The organism is Solibacillus ferritrahens (assembly GCF_037027585.1).
GTDB lineage: Bacteria > Bacillota > Bacilli > Bacillales_A > Planococcaceae > Solibacillus > Solibacillus ferritrahens.
This window is the reverse complement of record NZ_JAXCLE010000004.1, coordinates 23,605-47,416: the sequence shown is the minus strand read 5'-3', so window position 1 is coordinate 47,416 and position 23,812 is coordinate 23,605. Positions and strand designations below refer to the sequence as shown.

24 protein-coding genes are annotated in these 23,812 nt (G+C 37.8%); 8 read left to right on the top strand and 16 right to left on the bottom strand.

All coding sequences use genetic code 11. The annotated features are described in order from the left end of the window. Positions 1–407 precede the first annotated feature (407 nt). Complete coding sequence (locus SNE38_RS05515; RefSeq protein ID WP_008404655.1) at positions 408–608, top strand: cold-shock protein; 201 nt, start codon at positions 408–410, stop codon at positions 606–608. 184 nt (positions 609–792) lie between these two features. On the opposite strand, the gene SNE38_RS05510 is transcribed toward SNE38_RS05515, so the two are convergent. The 10 genes from SNE38_RS05510 to SNE38_RS05465 all read right to left on the bottom strand — a co-directional run bounded on the left by SNE38_RS05510 (position 793) and on the right by SNE38_RS05465 (position 11,347). Next, positions 793–1,503 (bottom strand): ABC transporter permease, encoded by a 711-nt coding sequence (locus SNE38_RS05510; RefSeq protein WP_336046055.1) that lies wholly within the window; start codon positions 1,501–1,503, stop codon positions 793–795. Beyond that, positions 1,503–2,348, bottom strand: coding sequence for an ABC transporter ATP-binding protein (locus tag SNE38_RS05505; protein ID WP_336046054.1), 846 nt, complete (start codon positions 2,346–2,348; stop codon positions 1,503–1,505). Before SNE38_RS05505 ends, SNE38_RS05510 begins: the two co-directional genes overlap by 1 nt. A 146-nt stretch (positions 2,349–2,494) precedes the next feature. Beyond that, entirely contained in the window at positions 2,495–3,433 is a 939-nt protein-coding gene (locus tag SNE38_RS05500; protein WP_336046053.1) for a LytTR family transcriptional regulator DNA-binding domain-containing protein, read from the bottom strand. Between the two features lie 129 nt (positions 3,434–3,562). Then, positions 3,563–4,729, bottom strand: coding sequence for an aminotransferase-like domain-containing protein (locus SNE38_RS05495; RefSeq protein WP_191703299.1), 1,167 nt, complete (start codon positions 4,727–4,729; stop codon positions 3,563–3,565). 130 nt (positions 4,730–4,859) lie between these two features. Next, positions 4,860–6,044 (bottom strand): MFS transporter, encoded by a 1,185-nt coding sequence (locus tag SNE38_RS05490; protein ID WP_336046052.1) that lies wholly within the window; start codon positions 6,042–6,044, stop codon positions 4,860–4,862. Continuing rightward, positions 6,041–6,457: a MarR family winged helix-turn-helix transcriptional regulator gene (locus SNE38_RS05485; protein ID WP_336046051.1), complete on the bottom strand. Its 417-nt coding sequence runs from the start codon at positions 6,455–6,457 to the stop codon at positions 6,041–6,043. The genes SNE38_RS05490 and SNE38_RS05485 overlap by 4 nt, the downstream gene beginning before the upstream one ends. 123 nt (positions 6,458–6,580) lie before the next feature. Further along, positions 6,581–7,396, bottom strand: coding sequence for an undecaprenyl-diphosphate phosphatase (locus tag SNE38_RS05480; RefSeq protein WP_336046050.1), 816 nt, complete (start codon positions 7,394–7,396; stop codon positions 6,581–6,583). A gap of 49 nt (positions 7,397–7,445) precedes the next feature. Next, complete coding sequence (locus tag SNE38_RS05475; RefSeq protein WP_336046049.1) at positions 7,446–9,638, bottom strand: HelD family protein; 2,193 nt, start codon at positions 9,636–9,638, stop codon at positions 7,446–7,448. Between the two features lie 220 nt (positions 9,639–9,858). Continuing rightward, on the bottom strand, positions 9,859–10,413 hold the full coding sequence (locus tag SNE38_RS05470; protein WP_191700706.1) for an NADPH-dependent FMN reductase: 555 nt from the start codon (positions 10,411–10,413) through the stop codon (positions 9,859–9,861). A 127-nt stretch (positions 10,414–10,540) separates the two neighbouring features. Next, positions 10,541–11,347 (bottom strand): NAD(P)H-binding protein, encoded by an 807-nt coding sequence (locus tag SNE38_RS05465; RefSeq protein WP_336046048.1) that lies wholly within the window; start codon positions 11,345–11,347, stop codon positions 10,541–10,543. Positions 11,348–11,447: 100 nt separating this feature from the next. Here SNE38_RS05465 and SNE38_RS05460 point away from each other — a divergent pair, with 100 nt between their 5' ends. The 5 genes from SNE38_RS05460 to SNE38_RS05440 all read left to right on the top strand — a co-directional run bounded on the left by SNE38_RS05460 (position 11,448) and on the right by SNE38_RS05440 (position 15,994). Next, on the top strand, positions 11,448–12,482 hold the full coding sequence (locus SNE38_RS05460; RefSeq protein ID WP_191703305.1) for a PseG/SpsG family protein: 1,035 nt from the start codon (positions 11,448–11,450) through the stop codon (positions 12,480–12,482). Positions 12,483–12,634: 152 nt separating this feature from the next. Then, complete coding sequence (locus tag SNE38_RS05455) at positions 12,635–12,820, top strand: SE1832 family protein (RefSeq protein WP_191703306.1); 186 nt, start codon at positions 12,635–12,637, stop codon at positions 12,818–12,820. Between the two features lie 351 nt (positions 12,821–13,171). Next, complete coding sequence (locus SNE38_RS05450; RefSeq protein WP_191700702.1) at positions 13,172–14,752, top strand: ABC-F family ATP-binding cassette domain-containing protein; 1,581 nt, start codon at positions 13,172–13,174, stop codon at positions 14,750–14,752. A gap of 390 nt (positions 14,753–15,142) precedes the next feature. After that, positions 15,143–15,544, top strand: coding sequence for a transcriptional regulator Spx (gene spx, locus SNE38_RS05445; protein WP_191700701.1), 402 nt, complete (start codon positions 15,143–15,145; stop codon positions 15,542–15,544). Positions 15,545–15,568: 24 nt separating this feature from the next. Beyond that, the gene (locus SNE38_RS05440; RefSeq protein WP_191703307.1) at positions 15,569–15,994 is read left to right on the top strand and encodes a MarR family winged helix-turn-helix transcriptional regulator; all 426 of its coding nucleotides are present in this window, start codon (positions 15,569–15,571) and stop codon (positions 15,992–15,994) included. A 376-nt stretch (positions 15,995–16,370) separates the two neighbouring features. On the opposite strand, the gene SNE38_RS05435 is transcribed toward SNE38_RS05440, so the two are convergent. The 4 genes from SNE38_RS05435 to SNE38_RS05420 form a co-directional block, all read right to left on the bottom strand. Beyond that, positions 16,371–16,916, bottom strand: a complete 546-nt coding sequence (locus SNE38_RS05435; protein ID WP_191700699.1) for an RNA polymerase sigma factor — start codon at positions 16,914–16,916, stop codon at positions 16,371–16,373. Between the two features lie 236 nt (positions 16,917–17,152). Continuing rightward, positions 17,153–18,670 carry an aminotransferase class V-fold PLP-dependent enzyme gene (locus tag SNE38_RS05430; protein WP_191703308.1) on the bottom strand — a complete coding sequence of 506 codons (1,518 nt, stop codon included), beginning with the start codon at positions 18,668–18,670 and terminating at the stop codon, positions 17,153–17,155. Next, complete coding sequence (locus SNE38_RS05425; protein WP_191703309.1) at positions 18,657–19,211, bottom strand: glycerol-3-phosphate acyltransferase; 555 nt, start codon at positions 19,209–19,211, stop codon at positions 18,657–18,659. Before SNE38_RS05425 ends, SNE38_RS05430 begins: the two co-directional genes overlap by 14 nt. Before the next feature lie 21 nt (positions 19,212–19,232). Then, positions 19,233–19,430 (bottom strand): hypothetical protein, encoded by a 198-nt coding sequence (locus SNE38_RS05420; protein ID WP_191703310.1) that lies wholly within the window; start codon positions 19,428–19,430, stop codon positions 19,233–19,235. A gap of 108 nt (positions 19,431–19,538) precedes the next feature. Between SNE38_RS05420 and SNE38_RS05415 the strand changes: the two genes are divergently transcribed. After that, positions 19,539–19,940, top strand: coding sequence for a histidine kinase (locus SNE38_RS05415; protein ID WP_336046047.1), 402 nt, complete (start codon positions 19,539–19,541; stop codon positions 19,938–19,940). Between the two features lie 59 nt (positions 19,941–19,999). Then, a complete protein-coding gene (locus SNE38_RS05410) occupies positions 20,000–21,382 on the top strand; it encodes a dipeptidase (protein WP_191703312.1) in 1,383 nt (460 codons plus the stop codon). Between the two features lie 361 nt (positions 21,383–21,743). On the opposite strand, the gene cyoE is transcribed toward SNE38_RS05410, so the two are convergent. Both cyoE and SNE38_RS05400 read right to left on the bottom strand, forming a co-directional pair. After that, entirely contained in the window at positions 21,744–22,640 is an 897-nt protein-coding gene (cyoE, locus tag SNE38_RS05405) for a heme o synthase (protein WP_191703313.1), read from the bottom strand. Between the two features lie 137 nt (positions 22,641–22,777). Next, on the bottom strand, positions 22,778–23,797 hold the full coding sequence (locus SNE38_RS05400) for an AbrB family transcriptional regulator (RefSeq protein ID WP_336046046.1): 1,020 nt from the start codon (positions 23,795–23,797) through the stop codon (positions 22,778–22,780). Between the last annotated feature and the right edge of the window lie 15 nt (positions 23,798–23,812).

The following is a 23,812-nucleotide window of genomic DNA, read 5'->3' as shown; positions in this document are numbered from 1 at the left end:
TTGTTTAGCAAACCGAATCTCCTAATTATGTAAAATAAATGTATATTACACTTCAATTAATTTCCATTTAATTTAATTTATTGTAAAAATAACCTTTATTTTTAATAAATACGCAAAATTTTATCCATTCCATCAAAATTTAAGTGGTAAAATAAGATTATTTCCGATATAATTTAATCGTTCTTTCCCTTCATTTGTATGAAAAATCAAAAATTTCACCTCTTTTCGAGAAAAATTAGTAGACAGTTGGATAATCTTGTTATACAATAAGAGTAATTAAATTGCTTAAGCTGTTTACGATTAATTCACATATTAAAAAAGTGAACGTGTACGCTCCCTTTTTTAATGTGTGAATTTTTTTATACATTTAGCAATTCAATAATTAATTTTTTTGGAGGTTTTCTCTCATGCAACAAGGTACAGTAAAATGGTTTAACTCAGAAAAAGGTTTCGGTTTCATCGAAGTTGAAGGCGGTAACGATGTATTCGTACACTTCTCAGCTATCCAAGGCGAAGGTTTCAAAACTTTAGACGAAGGTCAAAAAGTTGAATTCGACGTTGAAGAAGGCAACCGTGGCCCACAAGCTACTAACGTAACTAAACTTTAATTTTAACGATTTAAGTATATAGTTAGTTGCAAGAAGCATACTCAAATTGAGTATGCTTCTTTTTTTATAGTTTCATAATGAACGAATAAAGAAGTTTGTCCTTTAAACATGACACTTTCCTTCTGCTTTAACATTTTGACATCAAAAAAGAGCTTCCCGAAGTAAATTCAGAAAGCCCCATATACTATAAGTCTTTTGTACGTTTATTAAACAGTACTACCGATATTGCGATTGCACCTGCTGTCCATGCAGTGATTATGCTAAATGCACCTATTAACTCAGTGAATGCTGCATTTGCCTGTGACAGCTCTGCCAATCGTATCAATTGTGTACTCGGTAAAACTTCGACAATTTTGTATAATAGATGATCTTCTCCTAAAGCTAGTGCCAATGGACCGAATGTAAAAATAATCATTACTGGTAGAACAGCTAAAGAAGCTTCCATAATGGACTTTGTAAATAAGCCGCAAATTGTTCCTAACGCCAAATAGAAAGCTGTTGAAAGCGCTAAAGCAAGCGCAATTACTATAATCTGCTTCGGTGCAAACCCTACTAAATAGCAAGATACGGCTAAAATGATGGCTGTCGTTAAAAATACTAGTAAGCTTTTGCCAAATAATATATCAAATGTTGAAGCCGGTGACATCATTAAACCACGCAGCGTATTCCTTTCTTTCTCTTCTGCGATCAGACATGCCTGAACATACGTAGTTACCATTGAAAGTGTTACATTCAGAGGTAAAAAGTACATATCAATGGAATTAGAGCCCATTCGTCCATAAAAAAGTGCTAAAACTAGCGGCATAAGTACAACAGATGAGATTACATAATTACGGGAAAACTCTTTATAGTCCTTCATGAAAATGGCTTGAATACGTTTTACTGAAATGTTCATTATAAATCACTCCCTGTTAATTGTACGAAAATATCGCCTAATGTCGGTTCGTTAGAATACATGCGTGACACACGCTTTGCCTTCATCCACTCCATTACTTGCAGCGCACCTTGTTCCCCATTATAGACAACATGGTTTTCCCCATTTTCAAGCTCCACTGTAAATGAGTGGTCGCTATATTTTTTCTTTAAAGCAAGCGGTGTATCAATTTCACGGATTTCACCTTTATGTAAGAAGGCAATTCGATTGCATAGCAACTCTGCTTCTTCCATATTGTGCGTTGTTAAAAAGATCGTCGTACCTAACTCATTCAATTTACGAAGACCATTATAAATGTGCTGAGCATTTACTGGATCCAGCGCAGAAGTAGGCTCATCCAAAAACAGTAATGGTGGTTTATGCATAATCGTGCGGGCTAGAACAACACGCTGCATCATCCCTTTGGAAAGCTGATTGACCTTCTTTTTACGATCCTTCTGCAAATTTACGAATGCTAACGCTTCCTCTATTGTACTTTTAGGTAAGTTGTACAACTGGCTGTACAGCAATAAGTTTTCTTCAATAGAGAGCCGTTGGTATAGCCCGCTATTATCTGTCAAAATGCCAAACTTCGATTTATTATGCACTTTATTCATTTCACTGGCTGGCTGTCCAAAAACAGATACTTGACCGCCTGTATGGGTTAACTGTGCAGTCAGTATTTTAATCGTTGTCGTTTTCCCTGAGCCGCTTGGACCAAGAAAGCCAAAAATTTCTCCTTTACGAATGGAAAAGGAAACATTTTTCAATGCCTCTTCCTTTCCATACTTCATCTGTAGGTTTTGCACCTCAATAATCGCTGTCATTTTATTTCCTCCCTTGAAATCGTTGATACCATTAATTTAAAGGAAGGAAGCAATCACTGCATTATAATATCGGTGAATTGTCGCTTTATAGGGTTGTTTGGTGTTATAAATCGATGAGTGGTACAAAATATTTCCCAGGAAATCTGTTATATTCCGACAATTTCTTTTAGCTCCGAAAGCTTTGTTCTTGAAAGGGGCACCTCTAATTTCCCTGTACCTTGCAGCGATAGACTATAGCTATTGCGTGTCCATGAGATTATTTCCCTTACTTTTTGCAAATTGACGATATATGAGCGGTGACAGCGGAAAAAACCGAAATGATGCAGTCGTTTTTCCAGCTCACTCAATGTTAATGTACATGGATATGCTTCTCCAGCTACATATACAAATACTTCCCCTTCGACACTTTCAATATAGTCAATTTCTGGTGGATTAAATAGGATGATTTTTTCATTTTTTTTCGTTGGAATCTTTTCAATTTTCAACTGAATCGTTTCAATCGATCCTTGTCCTTGTTCCGGTTGCTCTTCTTTAACGTCCATTTTATGTAAGCCTTCTTCATCCAGTCTTAATATTTCGCCTTCCGAATTAATTAAGTGCTCTAAATTATTCGATAGTAACACTACTTTTTTGCCTGCAAGCTGAATTTGTATGATTAAATGCATAAGAACTTTGCGTTCAACTTGCTGTAAATTTTGAAAGGGTTCAATTAAAATAATTGCTTCCTTCCGTTGTACATAAGCCTTTAAAAAACTAAGTACTTGGCGTTCACCAGAAGTTAATTCATTTACACGGATTTTTTTAAATTGTTCCAAGCCAAATGCCTTCATAAGAGTCTCGACAGAATCGTCCATATTATGTAATTTTAAATAGAACTGAAACGTTTCCTCTACAGTTAATCGCTCGTAATGCCCTTCTTCATGTGCATGGACGTAAACTTTAGGCATTTTCAATAGTTGCTGCTTTAAAAGATTCATTTTTGTTACGTCTGTATAAATATTGACTAAAGGTTTTTCTGCAAATAGTTCCACTGCAGGTAAAAGTACCTCCCCAAACTCCTCAATTACTTCAATAGTTAATTTCAATATCGTACACCTCGTTCAAATGGGTATTTTATAAAACATTATACTACTATTTCACAATTTTCCTATAAATGGTTTATTAAAAAAAGCTATTGCTTGAATGAATCAACACAATAGCTTAGTTGTATGAATTTATAAAATTTCCCCTAATCGTTTAATGCCTTCTTCAATAATTTCAGGGGTAGCATTTGTATAGTTAAGACGCATCGTATTTACTTCCTTTTTACCTGTGTAAAACGGGTTGCCCGGTACAAATGCTACTTTTTGATCCATTGCTTCATGGAATTTTTCAAGTGCATTTACCCCTTCTGGCATCGTTACCCAGATGAACATACCGCCTTCAGGTTTTGTATAGGATACATACGGCGGGAAATATTTTTCCATTGCTGCTAACATCGTATCCGATTGTTCCTTATAGAGGGCGATTATTTTTTCAACATGCTCCTCATAGGCGTTATTCGTTAAATAATGGTGCAAAGTGTATTGCGCGAAAATGTTCGTATGCAAATCAGATGCTTGCTTTGCTGTTTCGATATGACTTAAAAATTCATGGTTTTTCGTAAGCATATAGCCTAAGCGCATACCTGGTGCAACTGTTTTTGAAAAAGAACCTAATAGGACGCTATTTTCCATCTTACCTGCTGCAATATATGGTAAATGCTCACCTGTAAAACGTAGCTCGCCGTATGGATCGTCTTCAATGAAAATGATATCTTCATTTTTTACCGCTTCATAAACTTCTTCCCTGCGCTTCTGTGTATAAGTTAAACCGGTTGGATTTTGGAAATTAGGTACTGTATAAACCATTTTGACATTAGGTTTTTTCAGTGCTTCTTTCAATTCCGCTATATTTATACCTTCCGTTTCCAAAGTGACACCGTGGAAAGTCGGTTCACGCAGTGTAAATGCCTGAATTGCCCCTAAGTATCCCGGTTCTTCTATAATTACGCCATCGCCTTTATTTAAAAGTACTTTTGAAATAAGCTCCAATGCCTGCTGTGATCCAGTTGTGATAAGCACATCATCAGCTGTATAATCCAGACCTGGCTGCTTTTTGTTATGTTTTTCTGCAATATACTGACGTAGTGGTAAATACCCTTGAGTCGTGGAATATTGGAAAACCTTCGCACCACTTTCATCAATCGCATGATTAACGGATTCTTTCAACTGTCCGATTGGAAATGAAATCGGATTTGGCAGTCCCCCGGCAAATGAAATGACATCCGCTGCGTCCGTTACTTTTAAAATATTACGGATAAATGATGATGGTGTGTTTAATATACTGTCAGAATACTGCATGTTAAATTCTCTCTTCTTTCAATTTAAATTTTCAAAATTTTATCACTTTTCAATCTATTACACAAGAGGCAAATATCATTTCAAAAGATACTTGCCTATCATTAGTATATTTGTGACATAGATGCGTTAATTACAGCACTTTCTTTCTCCCTACTAAAAAATAGTAAAGCGGGATACAAATTAAGACAAGTGGAATCATAGAAGCAAAAATTACACGGTAAGTAGTATGTGGCTCTACCATCCCTAAAATAAACGGACCAATACCTAAACCTAAATCATAAAAAATAAAGTAGGTCGATGTTGCTAAACCAAATCGATGCGGCTCTGTTACTTTCACAGCAATTGTTTGGGCTATCGAGTTAAAGTTTCCATAACCAAGTCCTATCAAGGCAGCAGCTACAAGTAACATCCAACTTGCTGAGGCTTGGCTAAATAGCAACATACCTACCGCAAAAATGATGAGACACGGATACACAATAATATTCGGTCCACGTAAATCCATTAACTTCCCTGTATAAGGGCGTGAAATTATAATGACACAGGCATACGCCAAAAAGAAATAGCTTGAAGCTTCTACTAAATTAATTTCCCTAGAATAAAACGTTAAAAATGACATTACACCTGAATAAGCAAAGCCAATTAATAACGCAACAAAAGAAATCGATACTGCTTTCGGTTCAATAAATTTTTCAAGTAGCGATAACTTTTGTGAGTGAAGTTCTGAATTAGTATTCTTTTGAGTTATTGATACTTTAACAAATAAAGAGGCGATTAATAAAAGTAGCGATAATACTGTATTTGTATAGAAAATAACATCAAAGCCATTTTCAAGTTTCATTATAAACATTCCTACAAATGGTCCTATTGCTGTCGCCAAAACAGCACTTAAGCTAAAGTAGCCAATTCCTTCTCCCTTACGTGTTGCAGGTAATATCGTGGCAACAATTGTCCCTGTTGCTGTACCAATTGTCCCAACTGCTACCCCTTGTAATAATCGGATCACCAATAAATACGTAACACCCCACTCGAACAGATAAAGGGTTGTAGTAATAAAAAATACAATTAAACCAGTCATGAGTACTTTTTGTGGGCCACTATTCCCAATCAATCGCCCTGCTCCTAATCGACCGATTAACGTTCCAATAATAAAAATGCTCGATACAAGACCTGCAATACTTGTCGATACATGATACGTTTCGACTGCATAGCTAGAGATCGTCACCATTAAGAGGAAAAATATTAAAATAGACATAAAATTAATGATTGATACTACAATAAAATCCTTTGTCCAAATAGGTTCTTTTACTTCATTCATAATAAACCTTCTTTCAATAACTGTTCCATTTCATTTAAGGCTTGCTGAAATTTTTGTCGTTGCGCTTCAGTCATCGTACTTAATAACCGCTGTTGCAGTAGTTTAATTTCGGGGAATATAATTCCATACAAGTTCTCTCCGCTTTTAGTTAAACTCAAGTATTTTTCACGCTTGTCTTCCCCGTACTTTATTTGAATTAGTCCATGTCGGGTTAATGTTTTGACATTTGCTGATACGGTCGGTTTTTCAACATCCCAGTATTTTGCTATTTGACTTGTTGTCGTTAAACCATGCTCCATTAAATAATGTAAAAGCGACCAGTTAGCATTCGATAATTCATGCGGAGCTAAAATAGCGGATAACTGTGCCGTATAACGTTTATGAAAACGATGTATTTGTAAAAAGAATGTCATGTCACTTCTTCCTCCGAAAATTAGTTAGTTAGACTAACTAATTAAATAGAACTTTGCATTCTTTGTCAAGATGTAAAAAAAAAGAAAAACACGTTTCGGAAAATTTTCCGAAACGTGTAAGACTTAATAAAAAATTAATAATAAAATACCGACTAAGAAGCAGTAGTACGTAAAGTAATGCAACTTGCCGTTTTTCATAATTCCCATAAACCAGCGCATTGCAAAATAGGTCATGAACAGTGTCGCAAGGAATGTTACTGTATATGGAATGGCTAAGTCCATTTTATTTGGCTCATCGAGGAAATCTGTATAGCCTAATACTACTCCACCTAAGCTTACCGGAATATACAGCATGAATGAGAATCGTAAAGCCGTCTCTTGGTTCATACCGACCGCAATGGCTGAAATAATTGTCGCACCTGATCGGCTAATACCTGGTGTTAATGCAACTGCTTGCCCTAATCCTACGATGAAGGCATCTTTTGCAGTTAAATCACCGTCACGCTTTGTTCCGCGCAAGTTGCGAATTAACCAAAGGGCAATCCCTGTAACAAAGAGCATTAATGCAATTGTTGTCATACTCACATTGTCTGCAATGACATCACTTAGCAAGACACCCAGTACACCAGCCGGAATCGAGCCAATTATTACGTACAGTGCAAAGTTAAAGTCTGCGCGGTAGCGAGCATCCCGTGTTTTAATAAACAGTAAAAATCCAGTAATTAATCGAATAATATCTTCACGATAAATAAACATAATGGCGATTAATGATGCAGTATTCGTTAAAATGGCGAACATAAAGCCTTGCTCACCCATTCCCAAAATTTCACTCGCAATCATTACATGACCACTAGATGAAACAGGAATTGGCTCCGTTATGCCTTGTACCAATCCGATAATGAAGTGCTTTAAAACTAAAATCAAATCAAAATTTTCCATTTGTATCTCCTAAAAAAGTTGTTATCTTCTGTTAGACGACAAAGTGCGCCTAAATGTTCACTTCTTTACGATAATACTGTTCGCCAATGTGTGCAAGGGCTTTTGGTAATATTCCCCCTGTCACAAAAAATAATTGACGTGTGGCACGCGAAGTCATTGTATAAAGTAAATATGCATCCATCTTCTCGGTATACACTTCGGCGTTCGCATCCGCTACAACAACCGTCGTAAATTCAAACCCCTTCGCCATATAGCCCGGCATAATTAAAATGCCCTTCATATATACCTTCTGCTCCTCTGTTACGAGCTGCAATTTTGGTACGAGTGGCTTTAGTTCATGATATAACTGCTCACAGGCCAACTTATTTTTGCATAAGATGACAAAGCTGTCCTGCTCTTTAAATTGTGCTTTTACGAGCTGGGCAATTGTTTTAGGAGCAGTAGCTGTCTCAATAACTTGCGGCTTCTCACCTGATACACCCAGCGATTGGGTCGTCGTATTATTCAAAATAGCACTCATAAAATCGGTAATCTCATTTGTTGAGCGATAGGATTTATTCAGCTCGACAACTTTGAAATGCTTTTCCAATGGACCTGCCAATGAATCTTTCATTTGGGGATGCACAAGTTGATTTTTGTCGCCCAACAATGTGTAATGTGCTTTCGGATGCATCGCTTTTATTGTTAAGAGTTGTAAATAGGAATAATCCTGGATTTCATCAATGACGATATGCTTGATTGTATTATTGGCATACAAGCCTTTTACAAATGCCTGCAAGTACATGATCGGCGCTAAATCTTCATAATATAATATGCGATTTTTCAGCGTTTCAGTAGTTGCCTCCTGAATTGCCTGTGTAAATAAATCGTCATTTCCGAATGCGAGCGAATTAATATACATTTTGTTAATATTGACGAACCCGAGTTGCTGAATTGTGTCCTCAAGCCTGCCGTATCTTTTTTGAAGCTTTTCATTTACTTGCTGTTCAATTTCTTTATCTGTGCCGATGTAAGCATTTACAGCCTTGAGCTCTTTTGTTAATACTTTTCGGTCCTTTGATTTTTGCTGCCCAACTTTTTCCAGTAGGAAGGTGCGGATTTTTTTCAGTCGGAAGTCGATATCCAGTGCACCATACTTTTCATAAAACAATTCAGTTAGTTTTTTTGCAGAAATGAAAAGCTTCCCCTCTACCTTTAAGTTATAAAATGGCATGCCCCTCTTTTTTATGCTTGCAATATAATCGAGCAATTGTTTTACATAACTATGCGAACCTTTAAATGCATAATGTTCACGTTCTTCATCTGTAGCATGTTGAAGACGCTCAATGTTTTCATAGCTTGTTTCCGCCTTGTAATGCGTTAATTTTAAATCACGTAATAAACGGTAATACGTCGTATGCTGTACATTTTCCTCACCGAGCTCTGGCAGTACATTTGAAATATAGTCATTGAACAAATCCGATGGCGAAATGAGTAAAATGCTGCGTGCATTCATTGTCTGACGGTATTCATAAAGTAAAAAGGCAATTCGCTGCATCGCAACGGACGTTTTCCCACTACCGGGTGGTCCAAGTACGATAAGGTTGTCTTTATTTGAAGAACGAATGACGACATTTTGGTCACTTTGGATTGTCGCAACAATCGACTTCATCTTTTCCTTTGCGGTATCGGATAAAAGGCTTTGCAGTACTTCATCACCTACATAAATATCCGCATCCAATACTTGCAACAACTCATCATATTTCACTTTATATTGACGGCGGCCTTGAATCGTTACAGAAATATATTCACCATCCGGAATTTGATAGCGTGCCGGTCCGACTTTATTTTCATAAAAAAGACTCGAAATCGGTGCACGCCAATCATAAATTAGAACATCATCCGTTAGTGGCTCCCGGAAAGTCGATAGGCCAATATATAAATGTTCGCGCTCACCTTGTTCATTTTCGAGTGATATGCGTCCGAAATAAGGACTTTTATATAAAATTTGCATTTTAGCTAATTGTTCACTTTGCTGTACATATTCTCGTTCACGTAATTGCATCGTTTGTAGCATTTGTGAAAACTGGATGGCACTTTCTCCAGAAATGTCATTAAACTCCGAAGAAGCTTGTGTACGTTCCTCGACAATGTCGCCCTTTTGCTTTTTTAAATGGTTTGTCTGCACTTCGATTTGTTGTTTTAACAGGGCACTAATTTGCTTTAAGTGTGCCTCTTCCTTTTGCCAAATCGTTTGTTCCATCTTCTGTTCGCCTCCAAATGCTCAAAAAGTAAAAATTTTACTTATTTATTTTCAGATGAATATTCATGCTACAACAAAATTACGTGAGATTCAATCTGAAGGACATGCTAATTTCCATTTTTTAGATTTCAATTAAAGATGTATATACCCAATACTGCAAATGATAAGCTAAACGAAAAAAGTGAAGCATCCATATTCGGCATGGACGCTTCACTTTATTTTACTGAATATCTACCGGCTGCTTTGACAACGTTTTCGTCATTTCGCAATATTGAACGAATACGCGAGCCAATTCTCGAAGACGGTTGTGCACATCTTCATCGATAATTTTATTGTCCTTATCAAAGTGGTCTGCATGTGTATATACATAGTTCGGTGTTACTAAGCAACGGAAATAATCCAAAATCGGACGCAATTGGTTTTCCAATACTAAATGGTGCTGATACGTACCGCCATTGCCGATAATCGCTGCTGGCTTGTAGCGCATCGCTTTGGGTGGAATCATATCAAACGCATTTTTCAATACACCAGGGATGGATGCCTGAAAGATTGGCGAAGCAAAAATATAAGCATCGGCTTCTTCAAATTTTTGGATCATCATTTTCATATCGTCATTTAGCGGGCTGCCGTCTAAAATTTGATGCTTTAATTTTGAGAAATATAATATCTCCAACTCCAGTGAAGGGTTAAAAGCTTCGATATATTGTTGAACCTGCTCCAAAAGAACGCCAGTTTTTCGGCCAAAGATGGTACCATCGACAAGTAATATTTTCATAATTGTTCCTCCATGTAACTCGTTGTACTCATATTGTATCAGAATAACTTCTTTTGATAATAGGTAGTTGCTTAGGAAAGATCAATTTCAGTCTTTTGTCGGACATCGTTATACTGGAATAGGAATGCTATTTTCTTTTGTCTGCTTCCTTTAATTTACTTTGATTACTTTCGGTCTTTTTATCTGCAAGTGGCAACTCTTCTTCGTCGAATTTTTTCCAATTGAAGGCTACTTCTTTGTCTACAAATGAGTTTTCTTCTTCAATAATTGGCATTTCCATTTCCAAAAGCTCATCCGATAAATAAATTGCGACTTTTTCCTTTTTGCCATGCAGTGCAATCACTTTCATGGCTTTTGCAATTTGCTTTGCAGGAATTGAACGCACTTTTTTCATCGGGCCCACCAATAAAGGATTGAGCACCTTTAATACCTTATCCCCTACCGTCTCACCTAATCGAAACTCTGGACGGTTTCCTGTAATTAATGAGGGACGTACAATGGATAGCTTCGGGAAATCCATATTAATCAGTTCCCTCTCCATTTTTCCTTTTACCCGACTATAATATGCGAACGCTTTTTCGTTTGCACCCATTGCCGAAATAACGATAAAATGACCGACTCCCTTATTTTTGGCAAGTGCGGCAACTGTTAATGGATACTCGAAATCAACCTTTTCAAACTGCTCCTTTGACCCTGCTTTTTTCATTGTAGTTCCTAAGCAGCAAAACACTTCATGCGCAAACTCAAAATCACATTCTGCAATCTGATCAAATTCACAAAGCCTTACATCTAATTTCGGATGGGAAAAATCAAGCGGTCTTCTCGAAAGGACATTCACTGCCGCATACTCATCACTTTCACACAGCAGCTTGACTAGTTCCGAGCCAACTAATCCTGTCGCACCTATGATTAAAGCCGAACGCATTACTTTCATATCTTTCCTCTTTTCTACGATTTAATGTATGTACTCTCTCATTCATAATTTCGGCTATTCCACCATATTTTATAGAGATAGTGGAAAGGATGGGATTTACGTGCAAAAAAGAAAAATTATATGGATTATCGAACATTGTGATATTAAAGGAACGTATCCTTTTGAACGTGCAGTAACATTAGCAAATTTATTGCAAGATGAGAGTGTCATTCTATTTGTTAAAACGACTAACCAGCAGCTCATTGATAAATTGGCCCAAACAGGCTTAAATATTATTCTTTTTGATCGATTTATTGAGATTAAAAAGAAAATTCGTGAATTAGAACCTCATTTAATTATCCACGACGGAAAAGATACACAGGTAGAACAAGTTGAAATGATTAGACCATTTTGCTCTACTATTGTTCACTTTGATGATTTTGGAATGGGTGCACATCTAATCGACTGCCATCTCGTTGCACTATTTGGCGAATCCCATGAAGAACCACATGTACAAGAACTGGCAGGAAGCTATGCGTTTGCTGTTCCGCAGAATTTGGAGAAAGTCGCACATGAAGTTCTCCAAACACCTGACAGCTCGATAAAAGGCGAACTCCCGCACATTGTTGTGGCCTTTGAAGATGGGGATAACAATAATTTAACATACCGTACATTGCGCCACCTAACACAGCTTCATATCCCGTTGAAAATTTCCGTTGCCATTGATGCTGATTATAAGCATGACTTGGATAGTTTAAAATTAATGGCTTTAAGCCGAAAAAATACGGTAATTGTCCAAAAACCCGATGCACTTCTAGAGTTAATGCCACAAGCGGACCTAATTATTTGCAATGCCAACTATACACCATATAAAGTTGCAGCTGTCGGTATTCCCTGCATTACAACCGCTCAGCATGATAATGAGCTGAACTATGCGTTCACCCGTGAAATGAATGGATTTATCCATATCGGTTTAGGACGGAAAATGAAACAATCGATTATTCAAAATGCGGTGATGGAACTATTACTTCATGAGCAGCGTCGCGAACGAGCAGTCCGTAAACAGCGCAATCTTGAAATTTTAACTAACAATGAGATTTTAAAAAATCTACTGTTGGATTTAGCTTATGCCCGCCACAATATGGCACACATTTAAGAAGAAATAGTAGTCTGCGCCTTTTGTTGTACACATTAACGTATTTCTTATATAGATTCCGCAAAAAATTAAGGTTTCTTATCCTCCATAATAGAATGCATTATGTTACAATATGAAAAGATCAATTTTCGTTCGTAAAGGAGCAATTATCGATGTTAACAAAAGACCAGCTGCAGCAACAAATCGCCGAATTAAAGATGGATTACATCAATCTTCAAGGCGATATGGAAAAGCTTGAATCAGTAGGCCATCCAGACTCAGTCAAACAAGCGCTCGTACGTCTTGAAAATATGGAAGCACGGCTAGCAGAACTAAACAAACAGCTCGCAGCACTTTAATGTTGCGGGTTTTTTTTGAGGAAAAAGCAAGGCAATATAATGCCGTTTTTGGTACTTGTTGATTTCCGTTTCGGCGGACGCTTTCCGGGGGCGTGAGTCCGACATGATGTCGGTCACAAAAGCGTTGCCACAGGACGTGGCGTTCTTAGCTTTTGTTCCCTGTAGTCTCAGGCGTCACGCTTATCCTTCAGGAAGCTTTGAGTGACTTCTCTGCTTCGCTCCGCCACGAAAGGCAGAGCCGATAGTTACACTCGCCGCCTCCACTCCAATCAACTACTGAATTCACTAATCTTATATTACTTTTTACCATACTATTAGTAAGTACACACTAAAACACTCGGAGGATTATATATGGCAATTTTAACTGTTGAAAAGTTAGGTCATTCATTTGGTGACCGTACATTATTTAAAGATGTATCGTTCCGTCTTGTAGAAGGCGATCATATTGGTTTAGTAGGTGCAAATGGTGTTGGAAAATCGACATTAATGAGCATCATTACAGGTCAAGCAATTCATGATGAAGGGAAAGTGGAATGGCTTCCTGGCACGCATTACGGCTATTTAGATCAGCATACGGTTTTAACGGCTGGTCGTTCGATGCGCGATGCATTGCGAGACGCGTTTTTACCGCTGTACAAAAAAGAAGCACGCTTAAATGAGATTTCAGCTGAGCTTGCAGAGCCAGATGCAGATTATGACAAGCTTTTAGAAGAGATGTCTGAAATCCAGGATGCACTTGATGCCGGCGATTTCTACACGTTAGATATGAAAATTGATGACATTGCACGTGGTTTAGGATTGGATGCAATTGGCCTTGACCGCGATGTAGCGGCATTATCCGGTGGTCAGCGAACAAAAGTACTTCTTGCTAAGCTTTTACTGGAAAAACCAAAAGTACTATTGCTTGATGAGCCGACGAACTATCTGGATGAAGAACATGTCACTTGGTTAAAAAATTACTTAAAAAACTATCCATATGCCTTCCTATTAATCTCGCATGATACAGAATTCATGAATGATGTAGTTGATGTTATTTTACATTTGGAATTCGCAAAAATGACGCGTTATACAGCAACATATGAAAAGTTTATTGAGCTTGCGGAAATTAACAAACGCCAGCATATTGATGCATATGAAAAACAGCAGGAATTTATTAAGCAGCAGGAAGATTTCATTGCCCGCAACAAGGCACGTTACTCAACAAGTGGTCGTGCAAAATCCCGTGCGAAGCAATTGGATCGTATGGAGCGTATTGATCGTCCAGAAACTGCTGTTAAACCTGAGTTTAGCTTTAAAGAAGCACGTACACCGGGCCGTTATGTAGTTGAAGCAGAAAACTTAGTCATTGGCTATGATAAAGAAAAGCCGTTACTGCCGCCTCTTACATTCCAAATTGAGCGTGGTGAAAAGATCGCACTTGTCGGCATGAACGGTGTCGGTAAATCGACTCTCTTAAAAACAATGTTAGGGAAAGTCCAACCATTGGACGGGAAAGTCATTTTAGGTGATTATTTAGAGCCATCTTACTTCGAACAGGAAGTAAAAGCTGATAAAATTACACCGATTGATGATGTGTGGAATGCCTTCCCATCTATGGAACAGGCACAAGTCCGTGCAGCATTGGCACGTGCCGGTCTGAAAACGGATCATATTACTCGCCCACTGAACTCTCTTTCTGGTGGTGAGCAAGCAAAAGTACGTCTTTGCAAGCTGATGATGGACCAAACAAACTGGTTAATCTTTGACGAGCCGACAAACCACTTAGATGTTGATGCAAAAGAGGAGCTAAAACGCGCGATGAAGGAATTCAAAGGCACAATCGTTCTTGTATCACATGAGCCAGAATTTTATGAAGGCTTAGCAACAAAAGTATGGAATGTACAGGACTGGTTCACTACGCGTGAAACAAAAGAATTAAACGAATTTAAATAATTTGATAAAGCAGTGCACTCTTTATATGGAGTGTGCTGCTTTTTGTGCATTCAAAGGCTTTTTAGAATTTTTTATGCAATATGTGAACATTGTGAGTTCTTTTTTAAAAAAACAGGGAATATATTAGAAATTCGAGGATTTATTTATTCTATATTATTAATCTCCCTCTCTCCTATCTTCTTTACAAAACTGTAATATAAAAATCGAAACTTTTTTATAAAAGAATACGTATATTTTATTAGAAGAATGGGTATACAGATAAAGGTAGGTAAACATATAAAAAACCAGTTGCATTATAAATAGCTTACTGGTAAGATATTATTATAGACAAATGTCTTACAACTAAGCTATCACCAAATTATTGATTATGGGAAAGCGAGGAAAATTATTATGACAGTAACAATCTATACACAATCAAGCTGTTCCTCATCACGAAAAGCATTGAAATGGTTAAACGAAAACAATATTGCTTATACGGAAAAGAGAACAACTTCTCAACCTTTAACATTAGCAGAATTTAAACATATTTTAAGTATGACAGAAGACGGTACAGATGAAATTATTGCGACAAACTCGAATGATTTCAAGAACCTGGATATTGATATTGATCAGTTATCCATTCAGGAGCTTTACAACTTAATTCAGCATCACCCACGCATGCTGCGCAGCCCTATTTTACTTGATGAAAAACGCATTCAAATCGGCTATAACGAAATGGACATTCGTCGTTTCATTCCACGAAAAGTGCGAGCATTTGAATTAAATGCCCTTCAAAAATTAGCCGTAGAATAGCGATAACATTTGGAGTTGACACTTATGAATGAGCATAAACGCGAGCAATTATCCGACCTTTTTGAAAAGATGACATCGTTAGAACGCAAAATTGCCAATCAATGGAATAGTCAAAATCAGCTAGGCTTTTCAAAATCACATATTTTAATATTAGCTTACTTACATACAGACGGACCTAAGCGCCCATCTGCCATTGCCGAGAAGCTAAAAGTGACTACAGGCGGTGTGACGGTTTTGACTACGAAGCTTATTAAAGCAGGCTTAATTGAGAAAACCCAAAATGAAACGGATCGCCGCGCTTCGCAAATTCATATTACAGAAGCAGGAATTGAGGTGCTCGAACGCTCTCGTCAGCAAGTAGACAATCTTTTTGAGAATCTGTTCGGGATGTTAACAGAAGATGAAATTAAAACTTTAACAGCAATCTTTGAAAAATGTACGAAATTTTAAAACATGTGAGCATTTTACTGCTCACGTGTTTTTTTATTTTAAATCGGGAGTTTCCCCTCTTAACTGCACTTTATCAGCCGGTACTCGCCATTTACTATAAAAAAGCTCCTGCAAATGATCGGGGTTTAATTTTATTCGTCACTTTTTGTGAGTTATTCGCCATACTTGCCTCTATATTCGTCAACTGAACTTACATAATCGTCAATACCGATGTCATAATATCCACTTTTAGAATTTTATTCGCCACTTCCGCATATATTCGCCACTTAAGTTTTTTAATCGCCACTTTACACAACTTATTCGCCATTATAAGGGAGCAATTTAACATAAAAAAAGCTACAGCAACTTTTTGCCATAGCTTTCGTCCTAAAAATTATTAAGCCAATACTGCTTCTGCAACACCATTGTCGGATAGTAAAATTTCTTTTAAGCGTGCTTTTGCACGGAATAAACGAGATTTCACAGTACCAATTGAAACTTTCATAAGATCAGAAATTTCGGCTAAAGAAAATTGATCTACATAGAAATACCATAATGTTTTTTGATAAATATTATCAAGCTGACTCATCTTTTCCTGTACAATTTTCGTAATTTCAGTTTTTTCCACAATCTCTTCTGTCGTAAAGTCGTTGTTGGGAACCAAATCTAAAATTGGTACGTCTAATTGTTCAGGTTGATTCATCATGTATTTACTGCGACGAACATTTTTGCGATAGCGGTCACGGAATGTATTCATCGTAATTGTTGTCAGCCAGGCTTTCACATGGTCTACTTTTGCTACTGATTCTTCGTAGCGTACAACTTTTACCCAAACTTCCTGCATCAAATCTTCTGCTTCATTTTGATTGCGTGTTAGTTTTAAACAAAGATGATAGATGTAACGGTTATACTCATCATAGATATTTGTTAGTAATTCATTCATTTTTTTATCCTCCGATAGATTTTATTTTATATAAAGTCAATTTATGTTTAATTTTATAAATATCCATTATGCCATGGCATAATATTGGTATGACCTTATTGTGCCAAATAAAATACTTACGCTCTATCGGATTGGCTTTCAATTACCTTACAATGCTGTAAGTTTTGAAGGGATAATTTGAACTGCATGACCTTCTATGCAACGTGTTACTACGATGTTTCCACTATCTCCTTCCCTTACAACGTTTCCATCATATAAGAAATAAGCTCCATTACTTTTTTATAATCCTTTTCAAAGTTTGGCTGGATGGTACTAATTTGCGCAACGTTGAGTTCCTTTAAGTATGTACTGTCACCATGGAGTAAAAAGCCATTCAATTCACATGTTTGGATAATGTGAGGCATTTTTTCATGTTGCCACGATGCAATCATCGGATACATCGCCTTTACAGGTAAACTTGAATTTTTGATAAGCTCCATACGTTTTTCCAATACAATATAGCGTTCTGGGTATGCCTTCAACGCATCGCTTACTGCCTTAATATAAAAATGCGGTAACGTAAACGGAATTTGTTTTTCGATATAATAAGGTAAATTTAAATAAAGTGGTGCATCACTCGCACTCGGTAAGTCCTTGCAAAAAACGAAAGCCAGACCCGCTATCGTTCCGAGCGCCTTGCCACTGACTGCTGTCGCATAATGCAGACCTTCCATTAAAAAAGGAAGCGCAGCAAAAGAACTAATACAATCCGCACACAACTTTACCTTATATTTTTGTGCCAGTTCCATAAGTGGTTCGAGCGGGTTCAAGGTGCTATTGGATGTCTCACCATGGACAAAAATAATATAATGGTAGTTCCCCTGCTGTATTGACGACTCGATTTGCGATATATCAAATACATTACCCCACCCGAAGTCCAGGCACTCGACATGTAACCCCCATTGTTTTGCCTGATTTTTTAGGCGATTGCCGAATTCCCCGTTCACTAAAATAAGCCCTTGCTCCTGAGGGAATTCACTTTTCAACTGACCGAGCATTACATCATTGGCTAGTGTCCCTGTACCAACTAGCGGAATGACATGATTTGCTTGTGCCAACTTGCATAGCTGTTGCTTCATATCCTGAAGCTCCTGATGGAATTTATGGGAGCGATGGGAAATGGCCGTTGGTGCAATCGAATGGTCAAGCGCAACTGGACCTGGATAAAACACAATATTTTGCTCACGTAGTCGCTCTCGAAATACTTCACTATCTTTGCGCGTTAATACCATTGGCAAATAGCGTGCCTCCTGTGTACCGACAGCCGGTGCAAACTGTTTAAAACCCATTTGTGTATACAATTTTTCTTCTCTTACAGTCCCTGAAATGACACAGGCTGTATAGCCCAAATCATAGTAATAACGATAAATTGCTGTGGCAAGCTTCGTAAAAACACGTCCGTTACGATGTGCCTTTTTCACGGCAAGCAACCTGATTTCACATAAATATTCGCAAACTTCAGGATCCAGATGGTTTTCAACATTTCCGATTTTCTGGTCAATCGAAAACGGCCTTTTATCTCGAAAGGCAGCCATTCCAACTACTTCTGTATTTTTATAAACTATGAGGTACACATTTTCATGATGAAATTTATCAATAAGTCGCTTAGATGAATTAGGCTGATGCTGTGGTATTTCTTCTACAAACGTTTCATAATTTAATGCAGCAATCGCATCAAATTCTTTTTCCGTTGTGGCAATTTTACTCCAATACATTAGGCTTCACTCTTTCTATAATGCTATGTCTTTGCTTCCAAATAACAAGCAAAAGTGCAATGAATACGATATATCCAGCTTCAATATTAATACTCGTAACAATTCCATAAACGATAAAACCACCAACCATACTAAGCGTGGCACTTTTCGTAACGAGCAGACACATTAAAAAACCACCTAAAAATGATAAAAATAATAAAGGCGAAAAAGCGAGTATTGCTCCGATAACCGTTGCTACACCTTTCCCACCTTTCCCACGATTCCAAAATGGATACAAATGACCAAGCACGACCGCAATGATGCCCACTGCGATTGTCAGTTCAGGTAGCTCAAGAACACGCCCTGTAACAACAACGGCTACACCCTTTAAGCCATCCCCAATTGCAACAATGGCAAAAGCTGATTTCCCAAGTGTTCTTCCCGCATTTCGTGCCCCTAAATTCCCACTGTTTTGCTCGTGTAATTTGATTCCTTTTATTTTTGCAACTACTGCCGCTATTAAAATTGTCCCAAGTAAATAACTGGCTATAATAAAGAGCATCGTATTATCCCCTCTGTTGCTTTATTCACAAGTTAATAAACCGTCCTCGTTATACTCAAAAGTTAACGTTTTTTGTGATTGTGCAAAATTTTCAAAACATGCATCAATCGTTTTCATGTTTTGATTATGTGATTGGTTAATACTTATAAATGCTATTCCAGTACCGAGAATAATTGCACCGATTGAACCTGCTAGAATACTTCCCTTCCATTTACTCATCTATTTTCACTCCTTAAATAAATATACTTAATCGGGAGTTTCCCGCCCTTTTATTATTAGAAATCTATTATACTACTATTATCAATTACCATTTACAAGGAGTAATCTATGAAAAAATTTGGTATTCCCTTAGGCATTGTTTTAATCATTTTACTATTTATTGGGATTATTTGTATAGCGATTGCCGCAGAGGTTGGTATTTTATTGCTTGTCGGCATTGAATTTGAAAATTGGAAATATTTAGTTGGTTTCATCATTTTATACGGTATCATTGAATTTGCGCTTGTAATGGTGTCTGATGTCCTAATCGAATTGAAGTCAGAGCAGCTTCATCGTTTCCATCAGTATTTTGCACACATGTTTATATCCTTTACGCTTTTAATGACGATTTCCTTATTAATGGAATCCATTTATCTTCCTCTTTACGGTGGCATAGTCTTTGCCATTGGAACAGCCACATTGTATTTACTGTTTAATTCCGGCTCAAAAAAAGGGAGAGCAGAAAGCTAATTTTTTGCGTTGTATGCTATACTTATTTCCATAATCGAAATATAAGGGGGCACTCTTTAATGAGTCACTTACAAACTTTAGATGCTTATTTCACAGAGCATCGCGAACGTCATTTAGCAGAGTTGAACGAATTTTTACGCATTCCAAGTATTTCTGCCTTATCTGAACATAAAGACGATATGACAAATGCGGCAAACTGGTTGGCAGATCACTTAAAATCATTAAACATAGAAAATGTATCAGTTGATGAAACAGCCGGTCACCCTGTTGTATACGGCGAATGGCTACATGCAGAGGGCAAGCCGACTATTCTGTTTTATGGTCACTACGATGTACAACCCGTAGACCCGCTTCATTTATGGGAAACACCTCCTTTTGAGCCGGCAATCCGTGATAATAAGCTTTTTGCCCGTGGTTCTTCAGATGATAAAGGACAAGTATTTATGCACTTAAAAATGATTGAAGCGTTATTTGCAACTGAAGGTACATTGCCAGTCAACGTGAAATTTATTTATGAAGGTGAAGAAGAAATCGGCAGTCCATCCCTTCCTCAATATACGGAAGACAACAAGGAAAAATTAGCGGCAGATTTAATCGTTATTTCCGATACAGGTCTTTATGCTAAAGGGAAGCCAGCAGTGTGTTACGGCTTACGTGGATTAACGGGTGTGCAAATTGATGTGCGTGGCGCAAAAGGTGACTTACATTCTGGTCTCTATGGCGGTGGCGTTCAAAACGCGATTCACGCATTAACAGAAATTTTAGCATCATTCCGCGATGAGCATGGAACAATTCAAGTAGATGGCTTCTATGATAAAGTATTGCCTTTATCTGAAGAAGAGCGTCAGGCATATCGTGACCTGAACTTTGACGAGGATGCTTTGAAAGAAGAAGTTGGTGTGCAGGAGTTATTCGGTGAAGCGGGCTATTCTTATTTAGAGCAAACTTGGGCACGTCCTACATTGGAAATCAACGGTGTATTCGGTGGTTTCTCCGGTGAAGGGATTAAAACAGTATTACCTGCTGAGGCTGGCGCAAAAATTACTTGCCGCTTAGTACCGAACCAAGACCCTGAAGAAATTGTAGCATTATTAAAAGCACATATCGAAAAGCATAAGCCTGCCGGTGTCGAAGTAACGATTTCTGAATTCGATAAAGGAAAGCCTTACATTACACCATTTGATCACCCAGTGATTCAAGCAGCTGGTCGTTCATATGAAAAGGTATACAACGTACCAACAGCCTATACTCGTGGTGGCGGCTCGATTCCAATCGTTGCAGCATTCGATGAAATTTTGGAATTGCCAGTTGTACTAATGGGCTTCGGTCTTTCAAGTGAAAACTTCCATGCACCGAATGAGCACTTCCATTTGGAAAACTTCGACCAAGGTTTACGCGTACTTGGTGATTACATGTTTGAAATTGCCAACATTAAATTATAATAACGATTTCAATAAAAATAAAAACTCCGGTGCACACTACTGCACCGGAGTTTTTTTCCGTACGAGACCATATAAAAATAGGGGGTTTTATATGTTGTCGAAGTCGTATACGAAAATTGAGTAAATAGCATATTAAATTTAGAGTGCAAATTAACTTCCAAGCAATTCGCCTCGCTTGTTGATTCCATCATAGCATTTCCATTTCCTGAATAAAATGTGTTCCCAGCGTTTGACATATAATCATCACAACTTTTGTTCACAATTTCTTAACAAGGAGAAGAATTATAAAAGAAACTCCTCTTAAATAACCCCGAACAAAAAAGGCACACCAAAAGTCGAAACTTCTAGTACACCTTTTCTATTAAAGCGCATTTAAAATCATGCCAACTGATGCATAAATGAAGACTGTTCCAAAAACAGCCATCATATGGAATAGCGAGTAGCCGAACATAATATTAGCCCACTTTTTCTCTTCGCGTTTCTTTGATGCCGTAATACTCATACATAACCAAATAACACTCAGAATGAGCGAAACAATCGTTAACCCTAAGCTAAGTGGGTAAAACAGAAAGCTTGATAAACATAACAGCACTAAATAAATATTCGATTGAATATATGTGCGTCGCTCCCCTTTTGCTACAGGTAGCATCGGGATATTCGCTGCGGCATAATCTTCTTTTTTACGAATGGCAATGGCATAAAAGTGCGGCATTTGCCAAATTACCATGATTAAAAAAAGAGCCCATGCAGCTGGATGCCAAATATCCGGAGCTACAGCTGCCCACCCAATTAACGGTGGCATGGCACCTGAAATACTTCCTACTTCTGTGTTCCAAATAGTGCGGCGCTTGGTCCACATTGTGTATGGCACAACATAGAAAAATACTCCTAAAAATCCTAGCATAGCCGCCAATGGTGAAGCTAAATAAAGAGCCACACATCCAAGTATCAATAAAATCGTCGCAACAATCAGTACTACCTTGGCAGATAGCTCTCCAGTAACCGTTGGACGTGTTTTTGTTCGGGGCATAATTTGATCAATATCTCGGTCATATACGTTATTGTACGCACCTGCTGCGGCAATGACTGCTGCAGAACCAAGAATCGCAAAAATAATAGCTGGAATATGTTCAATAAAATTTAATTCATATGTGTATAGGGCAAGCATTAATGCCGCAATCATCGGAATTAAGTTTGATTTAATAATGCCAGTCTTCACAGCTTGCGCCCACAATTGTCGATTCGATTGCGTTTGCATAATTCCTAATCCTACTTCCTAATTAATCACTTTCTCTAGTATACCCCAAATGGGTCATAAAGGGTTAATATCCAGGCTTTTTTTCTCATTTTTTCATAGAATACTCTGAGATAATGTAGACACAATTACATTGCCAATTAACTCAATTCCTTTTCCCTCTCGCGATAAATCCATTTAATCAGTGGCAATATACAGAGGAAAATAAAAAGTAAACGAAAAAGTTGGAATACTGTTACGACTGAAATATCCGCTTTTACAGCTGCTGCGAGCAAGCCCATTTGGTCAAGTCCACCCGGTGCTGTACTTAAAAAGCTTGTTGCAAAGCTTAAGTTTAAAAATTCAGCAATCAGCAGGCTAGTGCCATAGGTAAGTACAATCATTGCAATAGTACTCAATACTCCCCCGACCAGAACTTTTGCAGGTAAACGCAAAGTTGCTGGTTTTAACAATAAGCCGATATATGTACCAATCAATAGCTGTGCTATATGAAGAACATCACTCGGCATTGTCGGTGTATCAATACTAAATAACTTCAAAGCAATAACAACGATAATCGGCGTCAAAAAATGGGCGACAGGCAACTTTAGCTTTTGACCAATAGGTACAAGTGCGGCAGACAAAATAATGAGCAGGACTGCTTGCCAAACATCCATAGTAAGCGGAATTGAAGCTCCACCGGCGACATTGCCAGATACTAAAAACGGGATAAGCAACACAACACCTAATACACGCACTATATGGAAATAAGTAACCGCTGTTAAATTAACATCCCCTTCTTCTTCCGCAAACAATACAAGCTGCGACAATCCTCCAGGTACATTTGCAGCAACTGCTGTCTTAAAAGTAAGTCCCGTCGTACGAGAAATACCCCATGCAATTCCTAAACAAAATAAAAACAGCAAAATATTCACAATAACCATGAATAACATTAACGACTGAAAATCGGAAAACAAAGCGAAATCAAACTGCTGACCAATCGCGACTCCAACGATAATGAGCCCCGTATTTCGTAAAGTGGCCGGCCAGCGCAGACGGTCTTTTATAAAAAACTGTGCAATCAGTACAGAAAAAATAGGACCGATCAGCCACGGAATCGGTAAAGAGAGGGCTGAAAATAAAAGTGCACCGATTAGTGCAATGATAAATGCAAGAAACATAACGCCCCTCCTCTT

Coding starts and splice junctions, on each gene's coding strand:
- SNE38_RS05490 (WP_336046052.1), bottom strand. CDS start 6,044: ATGAATGAAGTAAAAGAACCTATTTGGACAAAGGATTTTATTGTAGTA.
- SNE38_RS05455 (WP_191703306.1), top strand. CDS start 12,635: ATGTTAACAAAAGACCAGCTGCAGCAACAAATCGCCGAATTAAAGATG.
- SNE38_RS05475 (WP_336046049.1), bottom strand. CDS start 9,638: ATGGAACAAACGATTTGGCAAAAGGAAGAGGCACACTTAAAGCAAATT.
- SNE38_RS05465 (WP_336046048.1), bottom strand. CDS start 11,347: ATGAAAGTAATGCGTTCGGCTTTAATCATAGGTGCGACAGGATTAGTT.
- SNE38_RS05415 (WP_336046047.1), top strand. CDS start 19,539: ATGAAAAAATTTGGTATTCCCTTAGGCATTGTTTTAATCATTTTACTA.
- SNE38_RS05480 (WP_336046050.1), bottom strand. CDS start 7,396: ATGGAAAATTTTGATTTGATTTTAGTTTTAAAGCACTTCATTATCGGA.
- cyoE (WP_191703313.1), bottom strand. CDS start 22,640: ATGCAAACGCAATCGAATCGACAATTGTGGGCGCAAGCTGTGAAGACT.
- SNE38_RS05435 (WP_191700699.1), bottom strand. CDS start 16,916: ATGAATGAATTACTAACAAATATCTATGATGAGTATAACCGTTACATC.
- SNE38_RS05505 (WP_336046054.1), bottom strand. CDS start 2,348: ATGACAGCGATTATTGAGGTGCAAAACCTACAGATGAAGTATGGAAAG.
- SNE38_RS05400 (WP_336046046.1), bottom strand. CDS start 23,797: ATGTTTCTTGCATTTATCATTGCACTAATCGGTGCACTTTTATTTTCA.
- spx (WP_191700701.1), top strand. CDS start 15,143: ATGACAGTAACAATCTATACACAATCAAGCTGTTCCTCATCACGAAAA.
- SNE38_RS05425 (WP_191703309.1), bottom strand. CDS start 19,211: ATGCTCTTTATTATAGCCAGTTATTTACTTGGGACAATTTTAATAGCG.
- SNE38_RS05420 (WP_191703310.1), bottom strand. CDS start 19,430: ATGAGTAAATGGAAGGGAAGTATTCTAGCAGGTTCAATCGGTGCAATT.
- SNE38_RS05440 (WP_191703307.1), top strand. CDS start 15,569: ATGAATGAGCATAAACGCGAGCAATTATCCGACCTTTTTGAAAAGATG.
- SNE38_RS05470 (WP_191700706.1), bottom strand. CDS start 10,413: ATGAAAATATTACTTGTCGATGGTACCATCTTTGGCCGAAAAACTGGC.
- SNE38_RS05495 (WP_191703299.1), bottom strand. CDS start 4,729: ATGCAGTATTCTGACAGTATATTAAACACACCATCATCATTTATCCGT.
- SNE38_RS05410 (WP_191703312.1), top strand. CDS start 20,000: ATGAGTCACTTACAAACTTTAGATGCTTATTTCACAGAGCATCGCGAA.
- SNE38_RS05485 (WP_336046051.1), bottom strand. CDS start 6,457: ATGACATTCTTTTTACAAATACATCGTTTTCATAAACGTTATACGGCA.
- SNE38_RS05510 (WP_336046055.1), bottom strand. CDS start 1,503: ATGAACATTTCAGTAAAACGTATTCAAGCCATTTTCATGAAGGACTAT.
- SNE38_RS05450 (WP_191700702.1), top strand. CDS start 13,172: ATGGCAATTTTAACTGTTGAAAAGTTAGGTCATTCATTTGGTGACCGT.
- SNE38_RS05430 (WP_191703308.1), bottom strand. CDS start 18,670: ATGTATTGGAGTAAAATTGCCACAACGGAAAAAGAATTTGATGCGATT.
- SNE38_RS05515 (WP_008404655.1), top strand. CDS start 408: ATGCAACAAGGTACAGTAAAATGGTTTAACTCAGAAAAAGGTTTCGGT.